General features: G+C 71.4%; 21 protein-coding genes and 1 pseudogene. 10 read left to right on the forward strand and 12 right to left on the reverse strand.

Annotation, left to right across the window (positions count from 1 at the left end; all coding sequences use genetic code 11):
• The coding region (locus CHR28_RS31255; RefSeq protein WP_107473148.1) for a multifunctional oxoglutarate decarboxylase/oxoglutarate dehydrogenase thiamine pyrophosphate-binding subunit/dihydrolipoyllysine-residue succinyltransferase subunit at positions 1-3,496 on the forward strand (3,496 nt) is incomplete at its 5' end.
• A 74-nt stretch (positions 3,497-3,570) separates the two neighbouring features.
• Positions 3,571-3,750 (forward strand): DUF6104 family protein, encoded by a 180-nt coding sequence (locus CHR28_RS31260; RefSeq protein ID WP_003992906.1) that lies wholly within the window; start codon positions 3,571-3,573, stop codon positions 3,748-3,750.
• A 458-nt stretch (positions 3,751-4,208) separates the two neighbouring features.
• Here CHR28_RS31260 and CHR28_RS31265 read toward each other — a convergent pair whose 3' ends face one another.
• The gene (locus CHR28_RS31265) at positions 4,209-5,045 is read right to left on the reverse strand and encodes a hypothetical protein (protein WP_094057088.1); all 837 of its coding nucleotides are present in this window, start codon (positions 5,043-5,045) and stop codon (positions 4,209-4,211) included.
• Positions 5,046-5,192: 147 nt separating this feature from the next.
• Between CHR28_RS31265 and CHR28_RS31270 the strand changes: the two genes are divergently transcribed.
• On the forward strand, positions 5,193-6,164 hold the full coding sequence (locus CHR28_RS31270; protein WP_094057089.1) for a DUF4097 family beta strand repeat-containing protein: 972 nt from the start codon (positions 5,193-5,195) through the stop codon (positions 6,162-6,164).
• 1 nt (position 6,165) lies between these two features.
• Entirely contained in the window at positions 6,166-7,227 is a 1,062-nt protein-coding gene (locus CHR28_RS31275; protein ID WP_094057090.1) for a PadR family transcriptional regulator, read from the forward strand.
• Between the two features lie 14 nt (positions 7,228-7,241).
• Here the strand turns inward: CHR28_RS31275 and CHR28_RS31280 are convergent, their stop codons facing one another.
• The 4 genes from CHR28_RS31280 to CHR28_RS31295 form a co-directional block, all read right to left on the reverse strand.
• Positions 7,242-7,811 carry a Clp protease N-terminal domain-containing protein gene (locus tag CHR28_RS31280; protein WP_094057091.1) on the reverse strand — a complete coding sequence of 190 codons (570 nt, stop codon included), beginning with the start codon at positions 7,809-7,811 and terminating at the stop codon, positions 7,242-7,244.
• On the reverse strand, positions 7,811-8,020 hold the full coding sequence (locus tag CHR28_RS31285; protein ID WP_003992902.1) for an HTH domain-containing protein: 210 nt from the start codon (positions 8,018-8,020) through the stop codon (positions 7,811-7,813). Before CHR28_RS31285 ends, CHR28_RS31280 begins: the two co-directional genes overlap by 1 nt.
• A gap of 112 nt (positions 8,021-8,132) precedes the next feature.
• Positions 8,133-9,098 carry a zinc-binding dehydrogenase gene (locus CHR28_RS31290; protein ID WP_094057092.1) on the reverse strand — a complete coding sequence of 322 codons (966 nt, stop codon included), beginning with the start codon at positions 9,096-9,098 and terminating at the stop codon, positions 8,133-8,135.
• A 222-nt stretch (positions 9,099-9,320) separates the two neighbouring features.
• On the reverse strand, positions 9,321-10,553 hold the full coding sequence (locus CHR28_RS31295; RefSeq protein ID WP_094057093.1) for an NAD(P)-dependent malic enzyme: 1,233 nt from the start codon (positions 10,551-10,553) through the stop codon (positions 9,321-9,323).
• A gap of 624 nt (positions 10,554-11,177) precedes the next feature.
• On the opposite strand from CHR28_RS31295, the gene CHR28_RS31300 reads away from it, so the two are divergent.
• The 3 genes from CHR28_RS31300 to CHR28_RS31310 are packed head-to-tail and all read left to right on the forward strand — an operon-like array spanning position 11,178 to position 13,866.
• The gene (locus tag CHR28_RS31300; protein ID WP_094057094.1) at positions 11,178-12,134 is read left to right on the forward strand and encodes an ABC transporter substrate-binding protein; all 957 of its coding nucleotides are present in this window, start codon (positions 11,178-11,180) and stop codon (positions 12,132-12,134) included.
• Positions 12,135-12,166: 32 nt separating this feature from the next.
• Positions 12,167-13,108 carry an amino acid ABC transporter permease gene (locus CHR28_RS31305; protein WP_094057095.1) on the forward strand — a complete coding sequence of 314 codons (942 nt, stop codon included), beginning with the start codon at positions 12,167-12,169 and terminating at the stop codon, positions 13,106-13,108.
• Positions 13,105-13,866, forward strand: coding sequence for an amino acid ABC transporter ATP-binding protein (locus tag CHR28_RS31310; RefSeq protein WP_094057096.1), 762 nt, complete (start codon positions 13,105-13,107; stop codon positions 13,864-13,866). Before CHR28_RS31305 ends, CHR28_RS31310 begins: the two co-directional genes overlap by 4 nt.
• A 65-nt stretch (positions 13,867-13,931) precedes the next feature.
• Here CHR28_RS31310 and CHR28_RS31315 read toward each other — a convergent pair whose 3' ends face one another.
• Positions 13,932-14,702 carry a class I SAM-dependent methyltransferase gene (locus tag CHR28_RS31315; protein WP_094057097.1) on the reverse strand — a complete coding sequence of 257 codons (771 nt, stop codon included), beginning with the start codon at positions 14,700-14,702 and terminating at the stop codon, positions 13,932-13,934.
• A gap of 89 nt (positions 14,703-14,791) precedes the next feature.
• On the opposite strand from CHR28_RS31315, the gene CHR28_RS31320 reads away from it, so the two are divergent.
• Positions 14,792-15,451 carry a CGNR zinc finger domain-containing protein gene (locus CHR28_RS31320; protein ID WP_094057098.1) on the forward strand — a complete coding sequence of 220 codons (660 nt, stop codon included), beginning with the start codon at positions 14,792-14,794 and terminating at the stop codon, positions 15,449-15,451.
• A 65-nt stretch (positions 15,452-15,516) separates the two neighbouring features.
• On the opposite strand, the pseudogene sodX reads toward CHR28_RS31320, so the two are convergent.
• Positions 15,517-15,768 (reverse strand): annotated as a pseudogene (gene sodX / locus CHR28_RS38615) (nickel-type superoxide dismutase maturation protease); the annotation flags it as partial.
• 146 nt (positions 15,769-15,914) lie between these two features.
• On the opposite strand from sodX, the gene sodN reads away from it, so the two are divergent.
• Positions 15,915-16,310 (forward strand): superoxide dismutase, Ni, encoded by a 396-nt coding sequence (gene sodN, locus CHR28_RS31330; protein ID WP_004983535.1) that lies wholly within the window; start codon positions 15,915-15,917, stop codon positions 16,308-16,310.
• A gap of 108 nt (positions 16,311-16,418) precedes the next feature.
• Here the strand turns inward: sodN and CHR28_RS31335 are convergent, their stop codons facing one another.
• Positions 16,419-17,573: an inorganic phosphate transporter gene (locus CHR28_RS31335; RefSeq protein WP_094057100.1), complete on the reverse strand. Its 1,155-nt coding sequence runs from the start codon at positions 17,571-17,573 to the stop codon at positions 16,419-16,421.
• Between the two features lie 104 nt (positions 17,574-17,677).
• Here CHR28_RS31335 and CHR28_RS31340 point away from each other — a divergent pair, with 104 nt between their 5' ends.
• Complete coding sequence (locus CHR28_RS31340; protein WP_094057101.1) at positions 17,678-18,430, forward strand: VOC family protein; 753 nt, start codon at positions 17,678-17,680, stop codon at positions 18,428-18,430.
• A 193-nt stretch (positions 18,431-18,623) separates the two neighbouring features.
• On the opposite strand, the gene CHR28_RS37340 is transcribed toward CHR28_RS31340, so the two are convergent.
• From CHR28_RS37340 to CHR28_RS31360, 4 genes are all read right to left on the reverse strand, one after another.
• Positions 18,624-18,923: a hypothetical protein gene (locus tag CHR28_RS37340; protein WP_107473149.1), complete on the reverse strand. Its 300-nt coding sequence runs from the start codon at positions 18,921-18,923 to the stop codon at positions 18,624-18,626.
• Positions 18,924-18,949: 26 nt separating this feature from the next.
• On the reverse strand, positions 18,950-19,534 hold the full coding sequence (locus tag CHR28_RS31350; protein ID WP_094057102.1) for a dihydrofolate reductase family protein: 585 nt from the start codon (positions 19,532-19,534) through the stop codon (positions 18,950-18,952).
• Positions 19,535-19,713: 179 nt separating this feature from the next.
• Entirely contained in the window at positions 19,714-20,358 is a 645-nt protein-coding gene (locus tag CHR28_RS31355) for a GNAT family N-acetyltransferase (protein WP_094057159.1), read from the reverse strand.
• A 469-nt stretch (positions 20,359-20,827) separates the two neighbouring features.
• Positions 20,828-21,991, reverse strand: coding sequence for a family 2 encapsulin nanocompartment cargo protein polyprenyl transferase (locus tag CHR28_RS31360; protein ID WP_094057103.1), 1,164 nt, complete (start codon positions 21,989-21,991; stop codon positions 20,828-20,830).
• Between the last annotated feature and the right edge of the window lie 27 nt (positions 21,992-22,018).

Here is a 22,018-nt window from a genome sequence, read left to right on the forward strand (position 1 = left end):
CGCCGCGCAGGCCCCGGCCCAGGCCGCCGCTCCCGCGAAGGCCGCCCCGGCCCCCGCGAAGCCGGCGGCCGCCGCCAAGCCGGCGGCCGCCCCCGCGAAGAAGGCCGAGCCCGCCGCCGAGGCCCCCGCGGGCCCCGAGCAGGTCGTGCTGCGCGGCCCGGCCGCCGCGGTCGCGAAGAACATGGACGCCTCCCTGGAGCTGCCCACGGCCACGTCCGTGCGCGCGGTCCCGGTGAAGCTGCTGTTCGACAACCGCATCGTCATCAACAACCACCTCAAGCGGGCGCGCGGCGGGAAGATCTCCTTCACGCACCTCATCGGCTACGCCATGGTCCAGGCGATCAAGGCCATGCCGGCGATGAACTACTCGTTCGCGAAGGTGGACGGCAAGCCGACCCTGGTCAAGCCGGAGCACGTCAACCTCGGTCTCGCCATCGACCTGGTCAAGCCGAACGGCGACCGCCAGCTCGTCGTCGCGGCGATCAAGAAGGCCGAGACGCTGAACTTCTTCGAGTTCTGGCAGGCCTACGAGGACATCGTCCGCCGCGCCCGCGACGGCAAGCTGACGATGGACGACTTCTCCGGGGTCACGGTCTCCCTGACCAACCCCGGCGGCCTCGGCACGGTCCACTCGGTGCCGCGCCTGATGCCCGGCCAGTCCGTGATCATGGGCGTCGGCTCCATGGACTACCCGGCGGAGTTCCAGGGCACCAGCCAGGACACCCTGAACAAGCTCGGCATCTCGAAGGTCATGACCCTCACGTCGACCTACGACCACCGGGTCATCCAGGGCGCCGCCTCCGGCGAGTTCCTCCGCCAGGTCGCGAACCTCCTGCTCGGCGAGAACGGCTTCTACGACGACGTCTTCGAGGCCCTGCGCATCCCCTACGAGCCGGTCCGCTGGCTCAAGGACATCGACGCCAGCCACGACGACGACGTCACCAAGGCCGCCCGCGTCTTCGAGCTGATCCACTCCTACCGGGTCCGCGGCCACGTCATGGCCGACACCGACCCGCTGGAGTACCAGCAGCGCAAGCACCCCGACCTGGACATCACCGAGCACGGCCTCACGCTCTGGGACCTGGAGCGCGAGTTCGCCGTCGGCGGCTTCGCCGGCAAGTCGATGATGAAGCTGCGCGACATCCTCGGCGTCCTGCGCGACTCGTACTGCCGCACCACCGGCATCGAGTTCATGCACATCCAGGACCCGAAGCAGCGCAAGTGGATCCAGGACCGCGTGGAGCGCCCGCACTCCAAGCCGGAGCGCGAGGAGCAGCTGCGGATCCTGCGCCGGCTGAACGCGGCCGAGGCGTTCGAGACGTTCCTGCAGACCAAGTACGTCGGCCAGAAGCGCTTCTCCCTGGAGGGCGGCGAGTCCGTCATCCCGCTGCTGGACGCGGTGCTGGACTCGGCCGCCGAGTCCCGCCTGGACGAGGTCGTCATCGGCATGGCCCACCGCGGCCGCCTGAACGTCCTCGCCAACATCGTCGGCAAGTCGTACGCGCAGATCTTCCGCGAGTTCGAGGGCAACCTCGACCCGAAGTCGATGCACGGCTCCGGCGACGTGAAGTACCACCTGGGCGCCGAGGGCACCTTCACGGGCCTGGACGGCGAGCAGATCAAGGTCTCCCTGGTCGCGAACCCCTCGCACCTGGAGGCGGTGGACCCGGTCCTGGAGGGCGTCTCGCGCGCCAAGCAGGACATCATCGGCAAGGGCGGCACGGACTTCACGGTCCTGCCCGTCGCGATCCACGGCGACGCGGCCTTCGCGGGCCAGGGCGTGGTGGCCGAGACCCTGAACATGTCGCAGCTGCGCGGCTACCGCACCGGCGGCACGGTCCACATCGTCATCAACAACCAGGTCGGCTTCACCGCGGCCCCCGAGTCCTCGCGTTCCTCCATGTACGCGACGGACGTGGCCCGCATGATCGAGGCCCCGATCTTCCACGTGAACGGCGACGACCCCGAGGCCGTCGTCCGCGTGGCGCGACTCGCCTTCGAGTTCCGCCAGGCGTTCAACAAGGACGTGGTGATCGACCTCATCTGCTACCGCCGCCGCGGTCACAACGAGTCGGACAACCCGGCCTTCACGCAGCCGCTGATGTACGACCTGATCGACAAGAAGCGCTCGGTGCGCAAGCTGTACACCGAGTCCCTCATCGGTCGCGGCGACATCACCCTGGAAGAGGCCGAGCAGGCGCTGCAGGACTACCAGGGCCAGCTGGAGAAGGTCTTCACTGAGGTCCGCGAGGCCACGTCGCAGCCGGCCACGGTGGAGCCCACCGACCCGCAGGCCGAGTTCCCGGTCGCCGTGAACACCGCGGTGACCACGGAGGTCGTCAAGCGGATCGCCGAGTCCCAGGTCAACATCCCCGACCACGTCACCGTGCACCCGCGTCTGCTGCCGCAGCTGCAGCGCCGGGCGTCCATGGTCGAGGACGGCACCATCGACTGGGGCATGGGCGAGACCCTCGCGATCGGCTCCCTCCTGCTGGAGGGCGTCCCGGTCCGCCTGGCGGGCCAGGACTCGCAGCGCGGTACGTTCGGCCAGCGCCACGCGGTCATCATCGACCGCAGCACCGGCGAGGAGTACACGCCGCTGCAGTACCTCTCCGAGGACCAGGCGCGGCTCAACGTCTACAACTCCCTGCTGTCCGAGTACGCGGCGATGGGCTTCGAGTACGGCTACTCGCTGGCCCGCCCCGAGGCGCTCGTGATGTGGGAGGCGCAGTTCGGCGACTTCGTCAACGGCGCGCAGACGGTCGTGGACGAGTTCATCTCGTCGGCCGAGCAGAAGTGGGCCCAGACCTCCGGTGTCGTCCTGCTGCTGCCGCACGGCTACGAGGGTCAGGGACCGGACCACTCCTCGGCCCGCCCGGAGCGCTTCCTGCAGATGTGCGCGCAGAACAACATGACGGTCGCCATGCCGACGTCGCCGTCGAACTACTTCCACCTCCTGCGGTGGCAGGTGCACAACCCGCACCACAAGCCGCTGGTGGTCTTCACGCCGAAGTCGATGCTGCGGCTGAAGGCGGCGGCGTCGAAGGCGGAGGAGTTCACGACGGGCCACTTCCAGCCGGTCATCGGCGACGCGACGGTCGACCCGGCCGCGGTCAAGAAGGTCGTCTTCTGCGCCGGCAAGGTCTACTACGACCTGGAGGCGGAGCGTCAGAAGCGCGGCGTCACGGACACGGCGATCATCCGCATCGAGCGGCTGTACCCGCTGCCGGGTGCCGAGCTCCAGGCGGAGATCAAGAAGTACCCGAACGCCGAGAAGTACCTGTGGGCCCAGGAGGAGCCGGCGAACCAGGGTGCCTGGCCGTTCATCGCGCTCAACCTGATCGACCACCTGGACCTGGCGGTCGGCGCGGACGTCCCGCACGGCGAGCGCCTGCGCCGCATCTCGCGTCCGCACAGCTCGTCCCCGGCCGTCGGTTCCGCGAAGCGGCACCAGGCCGAGCAGGAGCAGTTGGTGCGTGAGGTGTTCGAGGCGTAGTCCTCGCATCGCGTCGCACGTCACCGGGCCGCATCCCCAGCAGGGGGTGCGGCCCGGCCGCATATCCTTGACCCATGTACTTCACGGACCGTGGCATCGAGGAACTGGAGAAGCGGCGCGGCGAGGAGGAGGTCACCTTCGAGTGGCTCGCCGAGCAACTGCGCACGTTCGTCGATCTCAACCCCGACTTCGAGGTGCCGGTGGAGCGCCTGGCGACGTGGCTGGCCCGCCTGGACGACGAAGACGACGAGTAGAACCCGACGGAGGGCTGGAGCACCCAGGACCGACCCGGCCGGCACCGGCTGGAGCGCCCAGGACCGACCCGGCCGGCACCGGCTCGAGTGCGCAGGGCCGACCCGGACGGCAGAACGGTCGCTGGTCCGCTGCGGAGGGGCCGCTAGGGCGCAGGGGGTCGGAGCGTTGCTCGGTGGCCCTGCAGTCACGGCCCCGCCCCGCCGGCGGCACCCGGCAGCGACCGCCCTCGCCACCAGCTGCGCCCCGCCGAGAGGCCGGCCGCACACATCAGTGAGCCGCAGGCGGGGCTGCCGGGGCGCCGCCCCAAGGCACATGCTTCACGCCGAGCCCACGCAGGACGCCCAGCCCACCCCGGAGTGGCCCGTGCCTCCCGCCCAGCCCACGGGGGACGCCGAGCCGACCCCACACCCGACGCCGATCACCCCCCGCGACGCCCGGCCCGCCGCCCCGCCCGCGTTCAGTCGCGCGGGTGCGTGAGGTCGTAGGCCAAGCCCAGCGCGCCGTGGGTCAGGAGCAGTGCCCCGGCCGTGGCCCAGCCCCAGCCGCCGCCGGGCCGACGTAGGCCCCAGGCCAGCAGCGGGACGCCTGCCGCCACCTGGGCGAGGGCCAGGGCGCGGGCCCTGGGGCCGCCGGCCCAGGGCAGCCAGGGGCCGAGACGGCTGTGCTCGACGGTCCCGCGCTCCGCGACCGCCTCGCGCAGGCCCGGCCACTCGACGGACAGGCTGTCCGGCAGTACGGCGACGGCTTCCCCGAGCCGTTCGGCGGGCGCGCCGGGAACGAGCCCGGGCGGCATCGAGACGCCCACGCGCGCGAGGACGGCCAGCAGACCGCGCAGCCGCGCCGGGCCGTCGGCCGCGGCATCGGGCTTCGTGAGCTGTTCGAGGGCCTGCAGATCCAGGACGGGGTCGAGACCCACGCGCGCGGCGAACGTGCTCATCGCCTCGTCCTCCCCCGCGGGGACGCCGCTCGCGAGCCAGACGAACCCGACCGGCCGGCGGAAGCCGTAGGCGAGGGTGAAGCCCGCGTGGTCGGCGTCCCACCACAGGGCGAGGACGGGCCAGGGCGCCCCCACGGCCAGGGCGGTGGCCCAGCCGGTGACGACGCGGTCGACGGGCTCGCCGCCGTCCCGCCACGGCCGGCCCTCGGGGACGAGAACGCTCCAGTCGTCACCCGCCCGGGTCAGCCGCATGGGCTCGCGCAGCAGATCGGCGACCGGACCGACGGCCCCGGGCACCGCCCGGCACAGCAGCAGCGCCCCTGGCGCGGGACCGTTGGGCGCAGCTTCCGTCGGCATGCTCACACGCTAGGGCGAATCGATCCGATATGAGCACTTATGCCTGCCCCCGCATCCCCAGAACGGGTGTCTTGACTTTCCCCGACCACGATATAACGTGATTGACAGGAGACGCGATATGGCGCGTCGAGTCGGGGAGGTCCCACGATGTCCGAGTGGTCCGTCACGGAACCGAGCAAGCTCACCTTCGACGAGCCCGTGAGCGATCTCCACGTACGCCTGGTCAACGGAACGGTGAACGTGGTGGGTACGGACGAAGGTTCCGCCCGCCTGGAAGTCACCGAGATCGAGGGCCCACCCCTCATCGTGACCCGGAAGGGCGGCACCCTGACGGTGGCCTACGAGGACCTGCCCTGGAAAGGCTTCCTGTCCTGGCTGGACCGCAAGGGCTGGCGCCGCAGCGCGGTGGTCTCCCTGGCCGTCCCGGCCGGCACCCGCGTCGAGGCGGGAGTCGTCGGTGCGGCGGCCGTCGTCTCCGGCATCCAGGGCCCGACGGTGGTCAAGGGAGTCACGGGTGACACGACCCTGGTGGGCCTGTCCGGCCCGGTCCGCGCCGACACGGTCTCCGGCAGCCTGGAGGCCCAGGACGTCGCGGGCGACCTGCGGTTCAACTCGGTCTCCGGCGACCTCACCGTGGTCGAGGGCTCCGGCCACTCGGTCCGGGCCGACTCGGTGAGCGGCTCGATGATCGTCGACCTCGCCCCGGACGGCCCCACGGACGTGAAGCTGACCAGCGTCTCCGGCGAGATCGCGATCCGGCTGCCGCACCGGGCGGACGCCGAGGTCGAGGCCAACACGGCGAGCGGCTCCGTCTCCAACGCCTTCGACGACCTCCGGGTCCACGGCCAGTGGGGCGCCCACAAGATCACCGGCCGCCTCGGCGCGGGCCACGGCACCCTGCGGGCCACGACGGTCTCCGGCTCCATCGCCCTGCTGCGCCGGCCGGCCCAGGAGGAGGACGACCACGCGCCACGGGACGCGCATCCCGGCACCGACAGCCCCCCGGCGGCCCCGGCGGGCCACCCCGAGGGCGACTCGGGAGACAATTCCGTCTCCGGCCCCGGCGATGGCACCACCACCGCCCCGGCCGACGGCACGACCGACAAGAAGGTGCTCTGACATGCCCCCCGTCTTCGCCCACGGCCGCCTCCGCCTCTACCTGCTGAAGCTGCTGGACGAGGCCCCTCGTCACGGCTACGAGGTGATCCGCCTCCTGGAGGAGCGCTTCCAGGGGCTGTACGCACCGTCGGCGGGCACGGTCTACCCGCGACTGGCCAAGCTGGAGGCCGAGGGCCTGGTCACCCACACCACCGAGGGCGGCCGCAAGGTCTACTCGATCACGGACGCGGGCCGCGCCGAACTGGCCGACCGCAGCGGTGAACTGGCCGACCTGGAGCTGGAGATCCGGGAGTCCGTCGCCGAACTGGCCGCCGAGATCCAGGCGGACGTGCGCGGAGCCGCGGGTGACCTGCGCCGCGAGATGCGCGCCGCGGCGACCGAGGCCCGCCGGGACAACGGCAGCCGGACCGGCGGCCCCGAGGGCGCCCCCTACGGCGACTTCGCGCAGTACGGCGACAAGGACACCTGGCGCATCGCCAAGGAGGAGATGCGGCGGGCCCGGCAGGAGTGGAAGGAGCAGGCCCGGCGCGCCAAGGACGAGAGCCGCCGCGCCCGCGAGGACGCCCAGCGTGCCCGCCGCCAGGCGAAGGAGGCCCAGGAGCAGGCCCGCGCCCAGGCACAGGAGCAGGTGCAGCGCATCGCCCGCCGCGTCCAGGAGCAGGTGCAGGACCACTTCACCCGCGGCGACTGGCCGACCGGCCTGCGCGAGGGCCTGAGCGAACTGGCCAAGGAGTTCGGCGAGTTCGGCAAGGACTACGGCAAGGACTTCGGCTTCGACTGGAGCGGTACCGCGAGCGGCAAGCCGGGCTCACCGTCGGAGGGCGCCCGGCCCACCGAGGACTTCCCGGCCTCCTACCAACCGGCCTGGGCCCACGAGGACGCCACGGAGTCCACCGGCGACCCCGCCCGCGACCTGGACCGTCTCCTGGACCGCTTCCGGGACGACATCCGGGACGCGGCCCGCGACCACGGCGTCACCCCCGACCAACTGCGCGACGCCCGCCGCCATCTGTCGACGGCCGCGGCCCGCATAGGAGCGCTCCTGCGCACGCCGAAGAAGTAGGCGGGCGGCCGCGCTCAGCCGGCCTTGGCCTCGCCCCCGGCCCCGTACAGCACGCGCACCAGCGACGCGTACGTCACCCCGTGGTCGGCGAGGACCTCGGCCGGCACGCCCGGGCGCACGGTCAGGGCCAGCAGCAGGTGCTCGTCGCCGATGTGCCGGTCCCGCTGGGCGAGGGCCGCGCGCAGCGACCCTTCCAGCACGTCCTTGGCCGCGCGCCCGAAGGAGGGGCGCCCGGACCACCACCGGGTGTCCTTGCGGTCGCCGGACATCGCTCCGACGCCGTGCACCTCCTCCACCCGGGCGACGATCTCCGCGACGTCGATCCCCAGCCCGGCGAGCGCGTCGCTCTCGGCCCGGGACAGCCCGGCGCGCCTGCGCGCCTCCCGCAGTGCCTCACGCACAGGCTCCCGCTCGTCGGGCCCGAGCCCCAGAGCGGCAAGCGCGAAGGACCCCCGACTGCCCTCCCGGTCGAGCAGGGCCAGCAGCAGATGCTCGGCCTCCACACTGCCCCCGCCACCCCCCTCGACATACGTGAACGCGCTCTTCACGACATCCCGGGCGTCCTTGGTGAACCGCTCGAACATCAATGCCTCCCGTACTTCTTGTGCACGGCCTGCCTGCTCACACCGAGTTCGGTGGCGATCTCCTGCCACGACCAGCCCTGGTTGCGCGCGTTGCGCACCTGCACGGCTTCCAGCTGCTCCAGCAGCCGGCGCAGCGCGGCCACGGCCCGCAGGCCGACCCGCGGGTCACGGTCACCGGCACGCTCGGCCAGATCGGTTGCTTCGGTCATGGTGTCAACATAGGTTGACATCACGGCATCCGTCAACCCCAGTTGACACGGTGACACGCAGAACGGCCGGCCCGTTCCCGGACCGGCCGTTCGAGCACCCGGCGGCGCGCGCTCAGGGGTTGGTCAGCACGATCTTCCCGAACTGCTCACCGGACGCGAGCCGTTCGAAGCCCTCCCGCGCCCGGTCCATGGGCAGCTCGTCGTCGATGACGGGCCGCACGCCGGTGGCCGCGCAGAACGCCAGCAGATCCTCCAGTTCGTCCTTGGTCCCCATCGTGGAGCCGACGACCTTGAGCTCCAGGAAGAAGATGCGGGTCAGCTCGGCGTGGGAGGGACGGTCGCCGCTGGTGGCACCGGAGATGACCAGCGTGCCGCCGGGCTTCAGCGACTTCACGGAGTGCGACCAGGTCGCGGCCCCGACGGTCTCGATCACGGCGTCGACCCGCTGCGGCAGGCGCGCCCCGGCCTCCAGCGCCTCGACGGCCCCCAGCTCCACGGCCCGCTTGCGCTTGGCCTCGTCCCGGCTGGTGGCGAAGACCCGCAGCCCGGCCGCCTTGCCCAGCACGATGGCGGCCGTGGCGACACCGCCTCCGGCGCCCTGCACCAGCACGGAGTCGCCGGGCCGGACACCCGCGTTCGTGAACAGCATCCGGTACGCGGTCAGCCACGCCGTCGGCAGACAGGCGGCCTCGGCGAAGGAGAGCTCCTTCGGCTTGGGCAGGATGTTCCAGGTCGGCACGGACACCTGCTCGGCGAAGGTGCCCTGGTAGCGCTCGGTGAGGATGGAACGGGGTTCCTTCGGGCCGACCCCGTGCCCGCTCTGTCCGATGACGGAGTGCAGGACGACCTCGTTGCCGTCCTCGTCGACACCGGCGGCGTCGCAGCCGAGGATCATCGGCAGCTTGTCCTCCGCGAGGCCGACGCCGCGCAGGGACCAGAGGTCGTGGTGGTTGAGGGAGGCGGCCTTGACCGTGACGGTGCTCCAGCCGGGACGGGCCTCGGGAGCCGGGCGCTCCCCCAACTCCAGGCCGGACAGCGGCTGGTCGCGGTCGATTCGGGCGGCGTAGACAGCGAACATGACCTTGACGATAGGTTCCCCACCGGGGCGACGGAACCGTCTGCCCCTGTGAGACACACCCTCTTGCCAGGACAGGACGCCGCTGCTGAGGCCGGGGGCGGGCCCGCAACCCGGCGGAACGGGGTGCCGCCGCGCCCGCACATCACCCGGACAGCCGATCCCCCGGTAAAGAAATGACCCCGCCCGGCCGGGCGGGGTCACCTCATCACTCGGTCGGCCGCATCAGCGGCGAGCCACGCCCTCGGCACGTGCCGCCGCGGCGACCGCCGCGGTCACCGCCGGCGCCACGCGCTCGTCGAACGGCGACGGGATGACGTAGTCGGCGGAGAGGTCGTCCCCGACCACGGCCGCCAGCGCCTCGGCGGCGGCGAGCTTCATCCCCTCGGTGATCCGGGAGGCCCGCACCTGCAGCGCCCCGGCGAAGATCCCGGGGAAGGCCAGCACGTTGTTGATCTGGTTCGGGAAGTCCGACCGGCCGGTGGCAACCACGGCCGCGTACTTGTGCGCGACCTCGGGGTGCACCTCCGGGTTCGGGTTCGCCATGGCGAAGACGAACGCCCCCTCGGCCATGGACGCGACCGCGGACTCCGGCACCGTCCCGCCGGACACCCCGATGAACACGTCGGCCCCGGCCAGCGCCGTCTCCAGCGATCCCGTGATCCCGGCCTTGTTCGTGAACCCGGCCAGGTCCCGCTTCACCGGCGTGAGGTCGTCCCGGTCCGCCGACACGACACCCTTGCGGTCGGCCACGGCGACATCGCCGATCCCGGCCTCGACCAGCATCTTCGCGATGGCGACACCCGCCGCGCCCGCGCCGGAGATGACGGCCCGCAGGTCACCGACGGCCCGACCGCTCAGCCGCGCGGCGTTGCGCAGGGCGGCCAGCGTCACGACCGCCGTACCGTGCTGGTCGTCGTGGAAGACCGGGATGTCCAGCCGCTCCTGCAGCTTCCGCTCGATCTCGAAGCACCGGGGCGCCGAGATGTCCTCCAGGTTGACCCCGCCGAACGACGGCGCGAGCCGCACCACCGTCTCGACGATCTCGTCGACGTCCGTGCAGTTCAGCGCGATCGGAACCGCGTCCACACCGCCGAACTGCTTGAACAGGATGGCCTTGCCCTCCATCACCGGGAGGGAGGCCTCGGGCCCGATGTCACCGAGCCCCAGCACGGCCGTACCGTCCGTCACGACGGCGACGACCGAAGACTTCCACGTGTAGTCGTGCACCAGCTCCGGCTGCTCCGCGATCGCGCTGCACACCTTCGCGACGCCGGGCGTGTACGCCAGGGACAGGTCGTCCTTGTCGCGGACCGGCACCGTGGCCTGCACAGCCATCTTGCCGCCGCGGTGCAGCGCGAACGCCGGATCGAAGGAGTCGAGGGGCTCCGCACTGCCCTCGTTGCCCGTATCGCCGGTCTTGCTCTCGCTGCGAGGATTGACGATCTCCGCTGCCACTTCGTTTTACCCCTTAAATCTTCATTGGTTTGAGGGTGGCCACTCCTGGTGAGGGGTGGGCGGGACCGCGTACGGCCGTGGTCGTGCTGTGTACGTGATACGTACGGGCGCGTACGCGTCGGGCGCGCCGCACACGCGCCCTGAGCCCCGGATGAGGGGTGTAAAGACCCTTCTTACCGGACGGAAGGCACCGAGGACGAGTCCATAACGCCAAGGTCACATACCGGCGCCCTGACTCTTCGTCCAAAATCGGGGCAAGGCCTGGACAAACGATCGAGAACCACTCAAGCGGCGGCGAAGCCCGCGGCCCCCGTGCCGAAATCCCGGGATATGCCGAAGATCTTCCGGCCGGAAGGAAGCATTCCCACAGAAGGTCCGGCCGTGATGTACCGGAGTGGTGCGGTTCGGGGGTCGCCCGTTATCCGATTTTGACATGGCTGGCCCCCAGAATGGCGCAGTCCGAATGGCAAGATGCCGTAATCACACGAGGTCGCGACACTCGAAGACGTGTGTTCTCGTCGACCCACGGCGCTGCCGGCCCGTCGGCAGGCCACGGCACTGCCGAACCCATCGGCAGCGCTCCGCCCCATCGGCAACTCCACCCATCCGCCGGAGGAACCCACCATGACCGCAAGCTCCACCCGTCGTACGACCGCCGCCCGCTCCCGGCTAGCAGCGGTCGGTGCGATCGCGGTCGCAGGCGCGCTGATGCTCACCGGATGCGGTGACCAGACCAAGGACAACGGCTCGGACAGCGAGACCGCGTCGGCCGCGGCCCCGCTCGCCGACAAGCTTCCCAAGTCGATCCGCGACAAGGGCGTCATCAAGGTCGGTTCGGACATCGCCTACGCCCCGGTCGAGTTCAAGGACAGCTCGGGCAAGGTGGTCGGCATCGACCCCGACCTCGCCGCCGCCATGGGCAAGCAGCTCGGGGTCGACTTCCAGTTCGAGAACGGCACCTTCGACACGCTGATCACCGGTCTGCGCTCCAAGCGGTACGACATCGCCATGTCCGCGATGACCGACACCAAGGACCGTCAGGAGGGCATCGACTCCGACACCGGCAAGAAGGTCGGCGAGGGCGTCGACTTCGTCGACTACTTCACCGCCGGTGTGTCGATCTACACCAAGAAGGGCGACGACCAGGGCATCAAGACCTGGTCGGACCTGTGCGGCAAGAAGATCGTGCTGCAGCGCGGCACGGTCTCCGAGGACCTCGCCAAGGCCGAGTCGAAGAAGTGCCCGTCCGGCAAGAAGATCGCCATCGAGCCCTTCGACAACGACCAGCAGGCCCAGACCCGCCTGCGCGCGGGCGGCGCCGACGCCGGCTCGTCCGACTTCCCGGTCGCCGCGTACGCCGTGAAGACCTCCGGCGGCGGCAAGGACTTCCAGCTGGTCGGCGAGCAGGTCGAGGCCGCTCCGTACGGCATCGCCGTCGCCAAGAACCAGACGGAGCTGCGGGACGCCCTCAAGGCCGCTCTCGACGCCATCATCGAGAACGGCGAGTACGAGAAGATCATGAAGAAGTGGGGCGTCACGGACGGCTCCATCGACGAGGCCACGATCAACGGCGGCAAGTGACCGCGACGCAGCGGCACTGAAAGGCAACACCCGTGACTGTTGACATCGACAAGACGGCGGGCGACACGCCCCCGGCCGGGCCGGAGGCCATCAAGGCCATCCCGGTCCGGCACTACGGGCGGTACATCTCGGCCGTCGTCGCGCTCGCCCTGCTGGGCGGCGTCGTCTACGCGTTCGCCCAGGGCAAGATCAACTGGGACGCCATCCCCGACTACTTCTTCGACGACCGCATCCTGGACGGCGTGGGCAAGACGCTCCTGCTGACCGTGCTGTCCATGGCGATCGGCATCATCGGCGGCGTCCTGCTCGCCGTGATGCGCCTGTCGAAGAACCCGGTGACCTCGTCGATCGCGTGGTTCTACATCTGGTTCTTCCGCGGCACCCCGGTCCTGGTCCAGCTGATCGTCTGGTTCAACCTGGGCCTGGTCTTCGAGTACATCAACCTCGGGCCGTTCTACAAGGACGAGTGGTCGGACTTCATGACCCCGTTCCTGACGGCGCTGCTCGGCCTCGGCCTGAACGAGGCCGCGTACATGGCGGAGATCTGCCGTGCCGGTCTGCTCTCGGTCGACGAGGGCCAGACCGAGGCGTCGCACGCCCTGGGCATGAGCCACTCCAAGACGCTGCGCCGGATCGTGATCCCGCAGGCGATGCGCGTGATCGTGCCGCCGACGGGCAACGAGGTCATCAACATGCTGAAGACGACCTCGCTGGTCTCGGTCGTCCAGTACCCCGAACTGCTCCGCGCCGCACAGGACATCGGCCAGACCTCCGGCGCCCCCGCCGAGATGCTGTTCCTGGCGGCGGCCTGGTACCTGCTGCTGACCTCGGTCTTCAGCATCGGCCAGTACTACCTGGAGCGGTACTACGCGCGTGGTTCGAGCCGGTCGCTCCCGGCCACGCCGTTCCAGAAGATCAAGGCCAACGTGCTGTCCCTGTCCAACCGCTCGTCGACGACGGGAGGCACCGCATGACCGCCATGGTGAAGGCCGAAGGCGTCCACAAGTCCTTCGGTCCGGTCGAGGTGCTCAAGGGCATCGACCTGGAGGTGAAGTCCGGCGAGGTGTTCTGCCTCATCGGCCCCTCCGGCTCCGGCAAGTCGACGTTCCTGAGGTGCATCAACCACCTGGAGAAGATCAACGCCGGCCGCCTGTACGTCGACGGCGAGCTGGTCGGCTACAAGCAGAAGGGCGACAAGCTCTACGAGCTGAAGGACAGCGAGGTCGCGCGCAAGCGCCGGGACATCGGCATGGTCTTCCAGCGCTTCAACCTGTTCCCGCACATGACGGCCGTCGAGAACGTCATGGAGGCACCGGTCCAGGTCAAGGGCGTGAACAAGGGCCAGGCCCGGCAGCGCGCCCTGGAGCTGCTGGACCGGGTGGGCCTGGCCGACAAGGCGGGCAACTACCCCTCGCAGCTCTCCGGCGGCCAGCAGCAGCGCGTGGCCATCGCGCGGGCTCTCGCCATGGACCCGAAGCTGATGCTGTTCGACGAGCCGACCTCGGCGCTCGACCCGGAGCTGGTCGGTGACGTCCTGGACGTCATGCGCGACCTGGCCGAGTCGGGTATGACGATGGTCGTCGTCACCCACGAGATGGGCTTCGCCCGCGAGGTGGGCGACAGCCTGGTCTTCATGGACGGCGGCGTGGTGGTCGAATCCGGCCACCCGCGCGAGGTGCTGACCAACCCGCAGCACGAGCGGACGAAGTCGTTCCTGTCCAAGGTGCTCTGACGGTACGCACGGCGAGGGGGCGGTACGGGATCTCCGTACCGCCCCCTTCGCGTTGCCCAGCGCGGCTACTTCATGGCGAGCAGCAGGGTGTCCGAGGGCGAGCACCACACGGGCCTGGCCTCGCCGAACCCCTTCTCGCGCAGCACCCGCGTGTGCCACTGCACCGACGGCGTGTCACCGTCGGCGTGGTCGCCGTAGATCTCGTGGCGCCGGGCCGTCGGACCGGCCAGGAGCGGGTCCCGGGCGGCGAGCTGCCACCACTCGGTCCAGCCGAGGACGCCGGACTCCCTGGCCTGTTCCATACGGGCGTGGCGCTGCGCGCGCTCGGCCGCGTTGATCCGGGGCGTCGTCTCGTCGATCATGTGGTCCGCGTTCATGAAGACCCCGCCGTCGCGGACGAGTCCGGCGAGGCGGCCGTAGAGCTCCGCGAGAGGTTCCCGGTGCAGCCAGTGCAGGGCCGTCGCGGTCAGGACGGCGTCGTACGTGTCGTGCGGCAGCCGCGCCGGCCAGTCGGGGTCCTTGAGGTCGGCGGTGACCAGGGTGACCCGGTCGTCACCGGCGAAGGTGCCCTCGGCGATGGCGAGGAGCGCCGGGTCGAGGTCGACGCCGGTGCTGGTGGCGTCCGGGAACCGGGCGAGCAGCCGGGCGGTGATGCTGCCCGTGCCGCAGGCGAGGTCGAGGACGCGCGGGGCGGTGCCCACGACGGCCTCCACCATGTCGAGCATGATCCGGAACCGCTCCTCGCGGTCGGGCATGTACCACTCCTGCTGCCGGTCCCAGCTCTCCTGCCAGGCCTGCCAGTCGGTGGCGGCGGTGCGGGTGTCCGCGTCCGTCATCGAGCCCCTCCCTCGTAATACCCTGGATGCACCATCAGCTCTTACCAGTGCGCGCTCACGACCCTAAAGCCCCTCCGTAAGGACTACAAGTGGAACTGGCCTATTACTCGGACTACGCCGTGCGCCTCGTCAACACCGAGGAGCCGGCCCGGGGCAAGGACACCCTGACGTCGGTCGAGGCCGTCCGTGATCTGTTCGGCGGCCAGCAGTCGGCGGCGCGTCGCGCCACGGACGCGGACGTGACCCGCTTCCGCTCGGTCCGGGCCCGGCTGCGCGCGGTCTTCGAGGCGGCCGACGGCGGTGACGAGCAGCTCGCCGTCGACCTGCTGAACTCGCTGCTGCTGGAGTTCCCGGTGAGCCCGCAGATCTCCGGGCACGACTTCCGCGACGACGACGGCCGCCCGCTGTGGCACATGCACCTGGCGGACCACCCGTCCAACGCCACCGCCGGCTACGCGGCGATCGCCGCGATGGGCCTGGCCTTCCATCTGACCGAGTACGGCGTGGACCGCCTCGGCCTGTGCGAGGCCGCGCCCTGCCGCAACGCCTATCTGGACACCTCGACCAACCGCTCCCGGCGCTACTGCTCCGACCGCTGCGCGACCCGCGCCAACGTCGCCGCCTACCGGGCCCGCAAGCGCCTGGAGGCGGCCCGGCCCGACCTGCCCGAGAAGACGGGCCTGGCGGCCGACAGCGCCCAGCCGAGCAGCGCCCACGGCGAGCGCCGGCCCGGCCTGAGCGGCCGGTAGCGGAACCGGACCCGGCCGAGCACCAGCTCGTCGGGCACGACGCCGTAGTCGGTGCTGTCGCCGCCGGCGTAGGCGTTGTCGCCGAGCACCCACCAGCCCTGCTCGCGCCGCTGGGCGGCCCGCTTCACCACGAGCAGGTCCTGCTGGAGGGGATGCCGCAGCACGACGATGTCACCGGTCCTGATCCGGGCGCCGTAGTGCACCAGGAGCCGGTCTCCGTGGTACAGCGTGGGCACCATGGACGGCCCGGTCACCTCGGCCACCCCGAACGGCGCGGCCGGCCTCCCCCGCTCGGACTCCTGCGACAGCTCCGGCATCACCCGGCACCTCCCCGGTTCTTTCCTCCACCAGTCTCAGTCTCACCCCGGACTTTTGTCCTAAGCCCAAGGGGGCACTCGCGAAAACCCCTCCCCCACGGAGTAATGTCCCCTGTGAGAAGACGATCACGAGGAAGGAATGCTCCATGCTTTCCCGCCTGTTTGCACCCAAGGTCAAGGTCAGCGCGCACTGCGACCTTCCCTGCGGTGTCTACGACCCCGCCCAGGCCCGCATCGAGGCGGAGTCGGTCAAGGCCGTCCAGGAGAAGATGGCCGGAAACGACGACCCGCACTTCCAGGCCCGCGCCACCGTCATCAAGGAGCAGCGTGCCGAGCTCGCGAAGCACCACGTCTCGGTGCTCTGGAGCGACTACTTCAAGCCCCCGCACTTCGAGAAGTACCCGGAGCTGCACCAGCTGGTCAACGACACCCTGAAGGCCCTCTCGGCCGCCAAGGCGTCGACCGACCCGGCCACCGGCCAGAAGGCGCTGGACTACATCGCCCAGATCGACAAGATCTTCTGGGAGACCAAGAAGGCTTGATCGCCACGTATGCCGAAGGGGCCCGGCCGCCGATCCGGCCGGGCCCCTTCGTCGTACGTGCCCGGTACGGCCCGCGCCCGCCGAGGTGCGGGTCCGGCCGCCGGTCGTTCAGGCAGCCGTGCGGACCTTGGCCGGCGGCTCGGCGCGCAGGCTCACCGCACGGCCGTCGTTGACGTTCCGCGCGTGCACGGGGTTGCGGCGCGAGAGCACCACCATGCCCGCGGCGAGGGCCGCGCCGACCAGGGCGACGGCCGCCGTGCCGAGGTCACCGCCGCCTTGGACCACCGCGGCGGCCAGGCCTCCCACCAGCGCGGCGGCGGGCAGAGTGACCACCCAGGCGACCGCCATCCGGCCCGCCACGCCCCAGTGGACCGCTGCGAGCCTGCGGCCGAGCCCCGCCCCGAGGATGCTGCCGGAGGCGACCTGCGTGGTGGACAGGGCGAAGCCGAGGTGGGCGGAGGTCAGGATCACCGTCGTGGAGGCGGTCTCGGCGGCGAAGCCCTGCGGCGACTGGATCTCGGTAAGGCCCTTGCCCATGGTGCGGATGATCCGCCAGCCGCCGAGGTAGGTGCCGAGGCCGATCGCGAGGCCCGCGGAGGCGACCACCCACAGGGGCGGGCCCGCGTCCGGGCCGAGCGCGCCGGCCGAGATCAGGGTGAGGGTGATGACGCCCATGGTCTTCTGCGCGTCGTTGGTGCCGTGGGCCAGGGAGACGAGGGAGGCGGAGGCGATCTGGCCGATCCGGAAGCCCTTGCGCACGGACTCCTCGCGGGCGCGGACGGTGAGCCGGTAGGCGAGCCAGGTGGCGAGCAGCGCGGCGACCCCGGCCACGACCGGCGAGGCCACGGCCGGCACCAGCACCTTCTCGACGACCTTGGCGAAGTCCACCCCGCGGCTGCCCGCCCCCACCCAGACGGCTCCGATCAGCCCGCCGAACAAGGCGTGTGAGGAGCTGGAGGGCAGTCCGAGGAGCCAGGTCAGCAGGTTCCACAGGATCGCCCCGACGAGCCCCGCGAAGATCATCCCGGGGGTGACGAGGGTGTCGTCCACGATGCCGCCGGAGATCGTCCTGGCGACCTCGGTGGACAGGAAGGCACCGACGACGTTGAGGACACCGCTGATCAGGACCGCTGTACGGGGCGCGAGCGCGCCCGTGGCGATGGACGTGGCCATCGCGTTCGCCGTGTCGTGGAATCCGTTGGTGAAGTCGAAGGCGAGCGCCGTGACGATGACGACGGCCACGAGGAACGTGATGTGGTCCATTGCAGCATGCAAACAAGTCCGGGCCGAGGGCGGGCAACGGCGGGGCGCAGGCTGCTCAAGGTTCACGCAGGTGGCCGTGGCGTGCGCCCTCTACGATCACCGCCATGAGCATCCGCTGGACGTACGCCTTCGTCGACCGGCCCCGCGCGGCCTTCGGCTCCGCCTGCGACTTCTGGACGGCGGTGACCGCCACCCGGCTCTCCGAACTGCGCGGCGAGCACTCCGAGTTCGTCACGCTGCTCCCGGACGGCGCCGACGCGTGCGTCAAGGCCCAGGCGGTGGGGGCGGGTCCGGGCGGCGCGCACCTCGACTTCTGCGTGGACGACATACGGGAGTTCGCCGACGCGGCGGTGCGGCTCGGGGCGCGCGTGATGCTGGACTCCGATTCGCTCGTCGTGCTGCGTTCGCCGGGCGGGCAGTTGTTCTGCGCGGACCCCTGGCGCGGGCAGTCGTCCCGGCCGGGTGTGGTGCGGGGCAGCCGGCTCGACCAGGTGTGCGTGGACGTGCCGCCGTCGGCGTACTCCGCCGAAGTCGCCTTCTGGAGCGGGCTGCTGACCGGCTGGGAGTCACGGCCGGGCGCCCTCCCCGAGTTCCATGTGCTGGAGCCGCCGCCGGGCCTGCCGGTCCGTCTGCTCCTGCAACGGCTGGGCACGGAACGCCCGGTCTCCGCCCACCTCGACCTCGCCTGCGCGGACGTCGAGGCGACCCGGGCCTGGCACGAGACGCTCGGGGCCGAGTGCGTGGCCGGCTTCTCCGGCTGGACGGTGATGCGCGACCCGGCGGGCGGCACCTACTGCCTGACCACCCGGGACCCGCACACGGGCCGGCCACCGGCCCGGCGCCTGTCCGGTACCTGACGTACGGCTCCTGCGGACGCGGTGCATGCCGACGGAGCTTGCGGCCGGTGGCGCTTCCGGCGGCGACCCTCGACCGGACCGCACGGGCTCTCAGGGGTGCCGCGGGCTCACGAATGCTTCGGGGCTCGGGGTACTTCGAGCCTTGGGGTACTTCGCGCCTCAGTGGGCTTCGCGCCTCAGTGGGCTTCGCGCCTCAGGGGTGCTTCGTGATGGTTTCTCCGGGGGCCTGTTCCGGCGGGGACGTCACGGGTCCCGTGGCCACGGGAGGGGAGGAGCCCTGGGCCGGCCGGGCCGTCTCGACGTGCCCGGCCGTCCGGGCGTCCTTCTCCGGGTGGCCGGCTTCCGCGGCCTCCGTGTCGTAGGCCCCGCAGTCGGGGTTGCGGCACGGGCCCGCCACCCACTTCGGGACCCATGTGCCCAGCGTCTTGTGCCGCCGGACGACTGTTTCCACTGGCTGTCCGCAGGTCGGACAGACGTGCTCGTCGCTGCCCATGCTTTCAGGGTAGGCCGGTGAGGGCCTCAGCGCTTCCTGCTGTACGTGCGCACCACCACGCCGTTGCCGAACGCGCGCACGGACTCCAGGGCGAACTCCGAGATCGCGAAACCCGTCTCGAACATGGGCATGCCCGTGCCGTACACCAGCGGATAGGACTTGATGATCAGCTCGTCGATCTCGTCGACCAGCGCGCCCGCGACCTTCGCCCCGCCGCAGAGGTAGATGCCGAACTCGCTGTCCTCCGCCTTCAGTTCCCGGACCTTGCCGATCGGGTCGTCCGAGATGATCTCCACGTTCGGATCGGGCGAGTCCTTCAGGGTGCTGGACACGACGTACTCGCGCAGGTGGGCGTACGGGCTGGTGATGCCCTCCCGCAGGGCCAGGTCGTAGCTCCCCCGGCCCTGGATGAGCATGTCGAACCGCTTGTTCGGCAGGTCGTCGATACCGAGGGCCCGGCGGCCGTGGGTGGCCACGGTCTCCGGATATTCGCTTCCCAGGTAGGCGAGGTACTCCTCGTCGAGGAAGCTCATCATCGCCGTCGCGTCCCCGTCCGGGTCTCCGATGAAGCCGTCGAGGGAGCAGGCGATGAAGTACGTGAGCTTGCGCAAATCCGTCTCTTTCCGTCGGCCGTCGCTGCAACAACTCCAGTTGTAGTACTCCCGCTGTAGTGGTTGCAAGGGATTATCGGCAGGCAGGGGAAAGTGGCAGAGGGGACTCCGCATGGCAGCGGCTCGGCCGCAGGAGGGCAGCCGCAATAGGGCGGCTGCAATAGGCGGCCCCAGGAGGGTCAGGCGGTCCTCGCCGTACGGGGCTCGCGCCACATCGGCCACATCGCCGGGCCGTCGGGGAGGTCGAGGACCGGGCCGGAGAGCTCGAAGCCGAGACGTTCGTACAGCGTGCGGCTGCGGGCGCTGCTCGCCTCCAGGTAGGCGGGCAGCCCTTCGCGGTCGCAGCGGTCCAGGACCGACTCGATGAGCGCGGTGCCGAGACCCTCACCCTGACGGCCAGGGGCCACGCCGATCATCCACAGGTACTCGTGGGCCCGCCCGGAGGGATGGATCGCGGCTGTGAGCCGGCCGATCTCCTCGATGCGCGCGTTGTCCGGGTCGACGGCCTCCCGCACCTGGGCCGGCCCGTCGTCCTCACCGGCGTCGGCGGGGCCCTGCCCGCCGTGGCCGTCATCGCCGGGACCCTCCTCGGCCGGCATCGAGAGCCACAGCGCGCAGGCGGACCCGTCCTCCGTGACGTCGATACGGCCGGACGCGAGCACGATGTCGGTGAAGGCGGCCATGAGCCCGGGGTGCTTGGCCCGGCGCTCCGCGGCCGCGGGGAAGACCCAGCCGCTCACGGGATCGTCCTGGAAGGCCTCGTCCAGGAGCCGGACGATCAGCTCCCGGTCCGCCGCGCCCGCCGTCCGGATCGCCACGCCCATGATCCCCGCCCCTTCGCCCGTGCCGGTCATCGGTGCCGGTCACCGGTGCCGTCACCGAGCCGACGGGCGTTGATCGTAGGGCGGCCGGGGGCCGGCGCGGAGCGTGGGCCCGGACCTTGGCGCAAACCCGTCGAACGCGTGTCCAAACCGAGGTGCGTACACGAGTGAGGGGCGGGCCCCGCACACCGTGGGGCAGTGCGGGACCCGCCGGCCGGGGTCCGGCGACCGTGCGGTGTCAGGATCCGCACGGCTCCGGAGCCCCGGGGTCTGGCCCTCCGGTCGCCCGAAGGGTTCTGTCTCGGTGCGGGCCTCGGTTCACCCGCAGGACCGTCGGCAGCCACGCCGCCGGTCCTCGCTGCCGCCGGCGTCCGGGTGCCCCCGGCGTCCGGGTGCCGCCGGCTTCCGGGTGCCGCCGGCTTCCGGGTGCCGCCGGCTTCCGGGTGCCGTCGGCATCCCGTGCCGCCGGCCGTCAACTGCTGCGCCGGGTCACGAACTCGGCGAGGGCCAGCAGCCCGCCCGCCGCCTCCGGATCCGGCACCGCGTGCGCCAGGTGCTGCATCGCGCGGGCCATCCGGTCGGCCGCCTGGTCCTGTGCCCAGTCACGGCCGCCCGCGCGCTCCACGGTCCGGGCGATGTGGTCCAGGTCCTCCTTGTCGCCGGGTCGGGCGTACAGATCGGCGAGTTCGGCGGCCTCCGGGGTGCCGGAGACGAAGGCCGCGACGACCGGCAGGGACTTCTTGCGGGTGGCCAGGTCCGCGCCGACGGGCTTGCCGGTGCGGCTCGGGTCGCCCCATATGCCGATGACGTCGTCGATGAGCTGGAAGGCCAGCCCGGCCTCCCGGCCGAACGCGTCCAGCGCCGCCACGTCCGACTCCCCGGCGCCCGCGTACAGCGCCCCGATCGCGCAGGCGCTGCCCAGCAGGGCACCCGTCTTGGCCTCCGCCATGGCGAGCACCTCGTCCAGCGTGACCTCGGCCGGGACGCGCCGCTCCAGTGACGTGTCCGCGTGCTGCCCCGCGCACAGTTCGACCACGCAGTCCGCGAGCCGGACGGCTGCGGGTCGGGAGGCCGGATGCGGGTCCTCGGCGAGGAGCCGCAGGGCCAGCGCCTGGAGGGCGTCTCCGGCGAGGATCGCGTCGGCGTCCCCGAACACGGCCCAGGCGGTGGGCCGGTGACGACGGGTGGCGTCGCGGTCCATCACGTCGTCGTGCAGCAGGGTGAAGTTGTGGACCAGCTCCACCGCGGCGGCCGCCCGCACCGCCCGGGCCCGCGCCTCGGGTCCCCCCAGGGCGGCCGCCGCGGCGAGGACCAGCGCGGGACGGATCGCCTTGCCCGAGCCGCTCTCGGCCGGTGTGCCGTCCGCCCGCTCCCAGCCGAAGTGGTAGTACGCGACGCGGCGCAGCGGCCCGGGCCGTGCGTCGAGCGCGGAGCGCAGCACCGGGTCGACCTCCGCCCGCGCCCGCTCCAGGAGCATGACCGCCTCGTGCCCCTCGGCCCCTCCCGGCCGGCCGTCCTGCCCGTCGGATCCCCGCCCTTCCGGAGCCCCGGCCGCCCTCCGGGGCTCGGCGCCACGCAGCCCACCGGGGGCGGGCAGCGTCGGCTCCGTCCTGGACTCCGTGAGGGATTCACCCATCGGACCGCCTCGGAGAAGGAACGGACG

Source organism: Streptomyces sp. XY006, from assembly GCF_002237655.1.
GTDB lineage: Bacteria > Actinomycetota > Actinomycetes > Streptomycetales > Streptomycetaceae > Streptomyces > Streptomyces levis.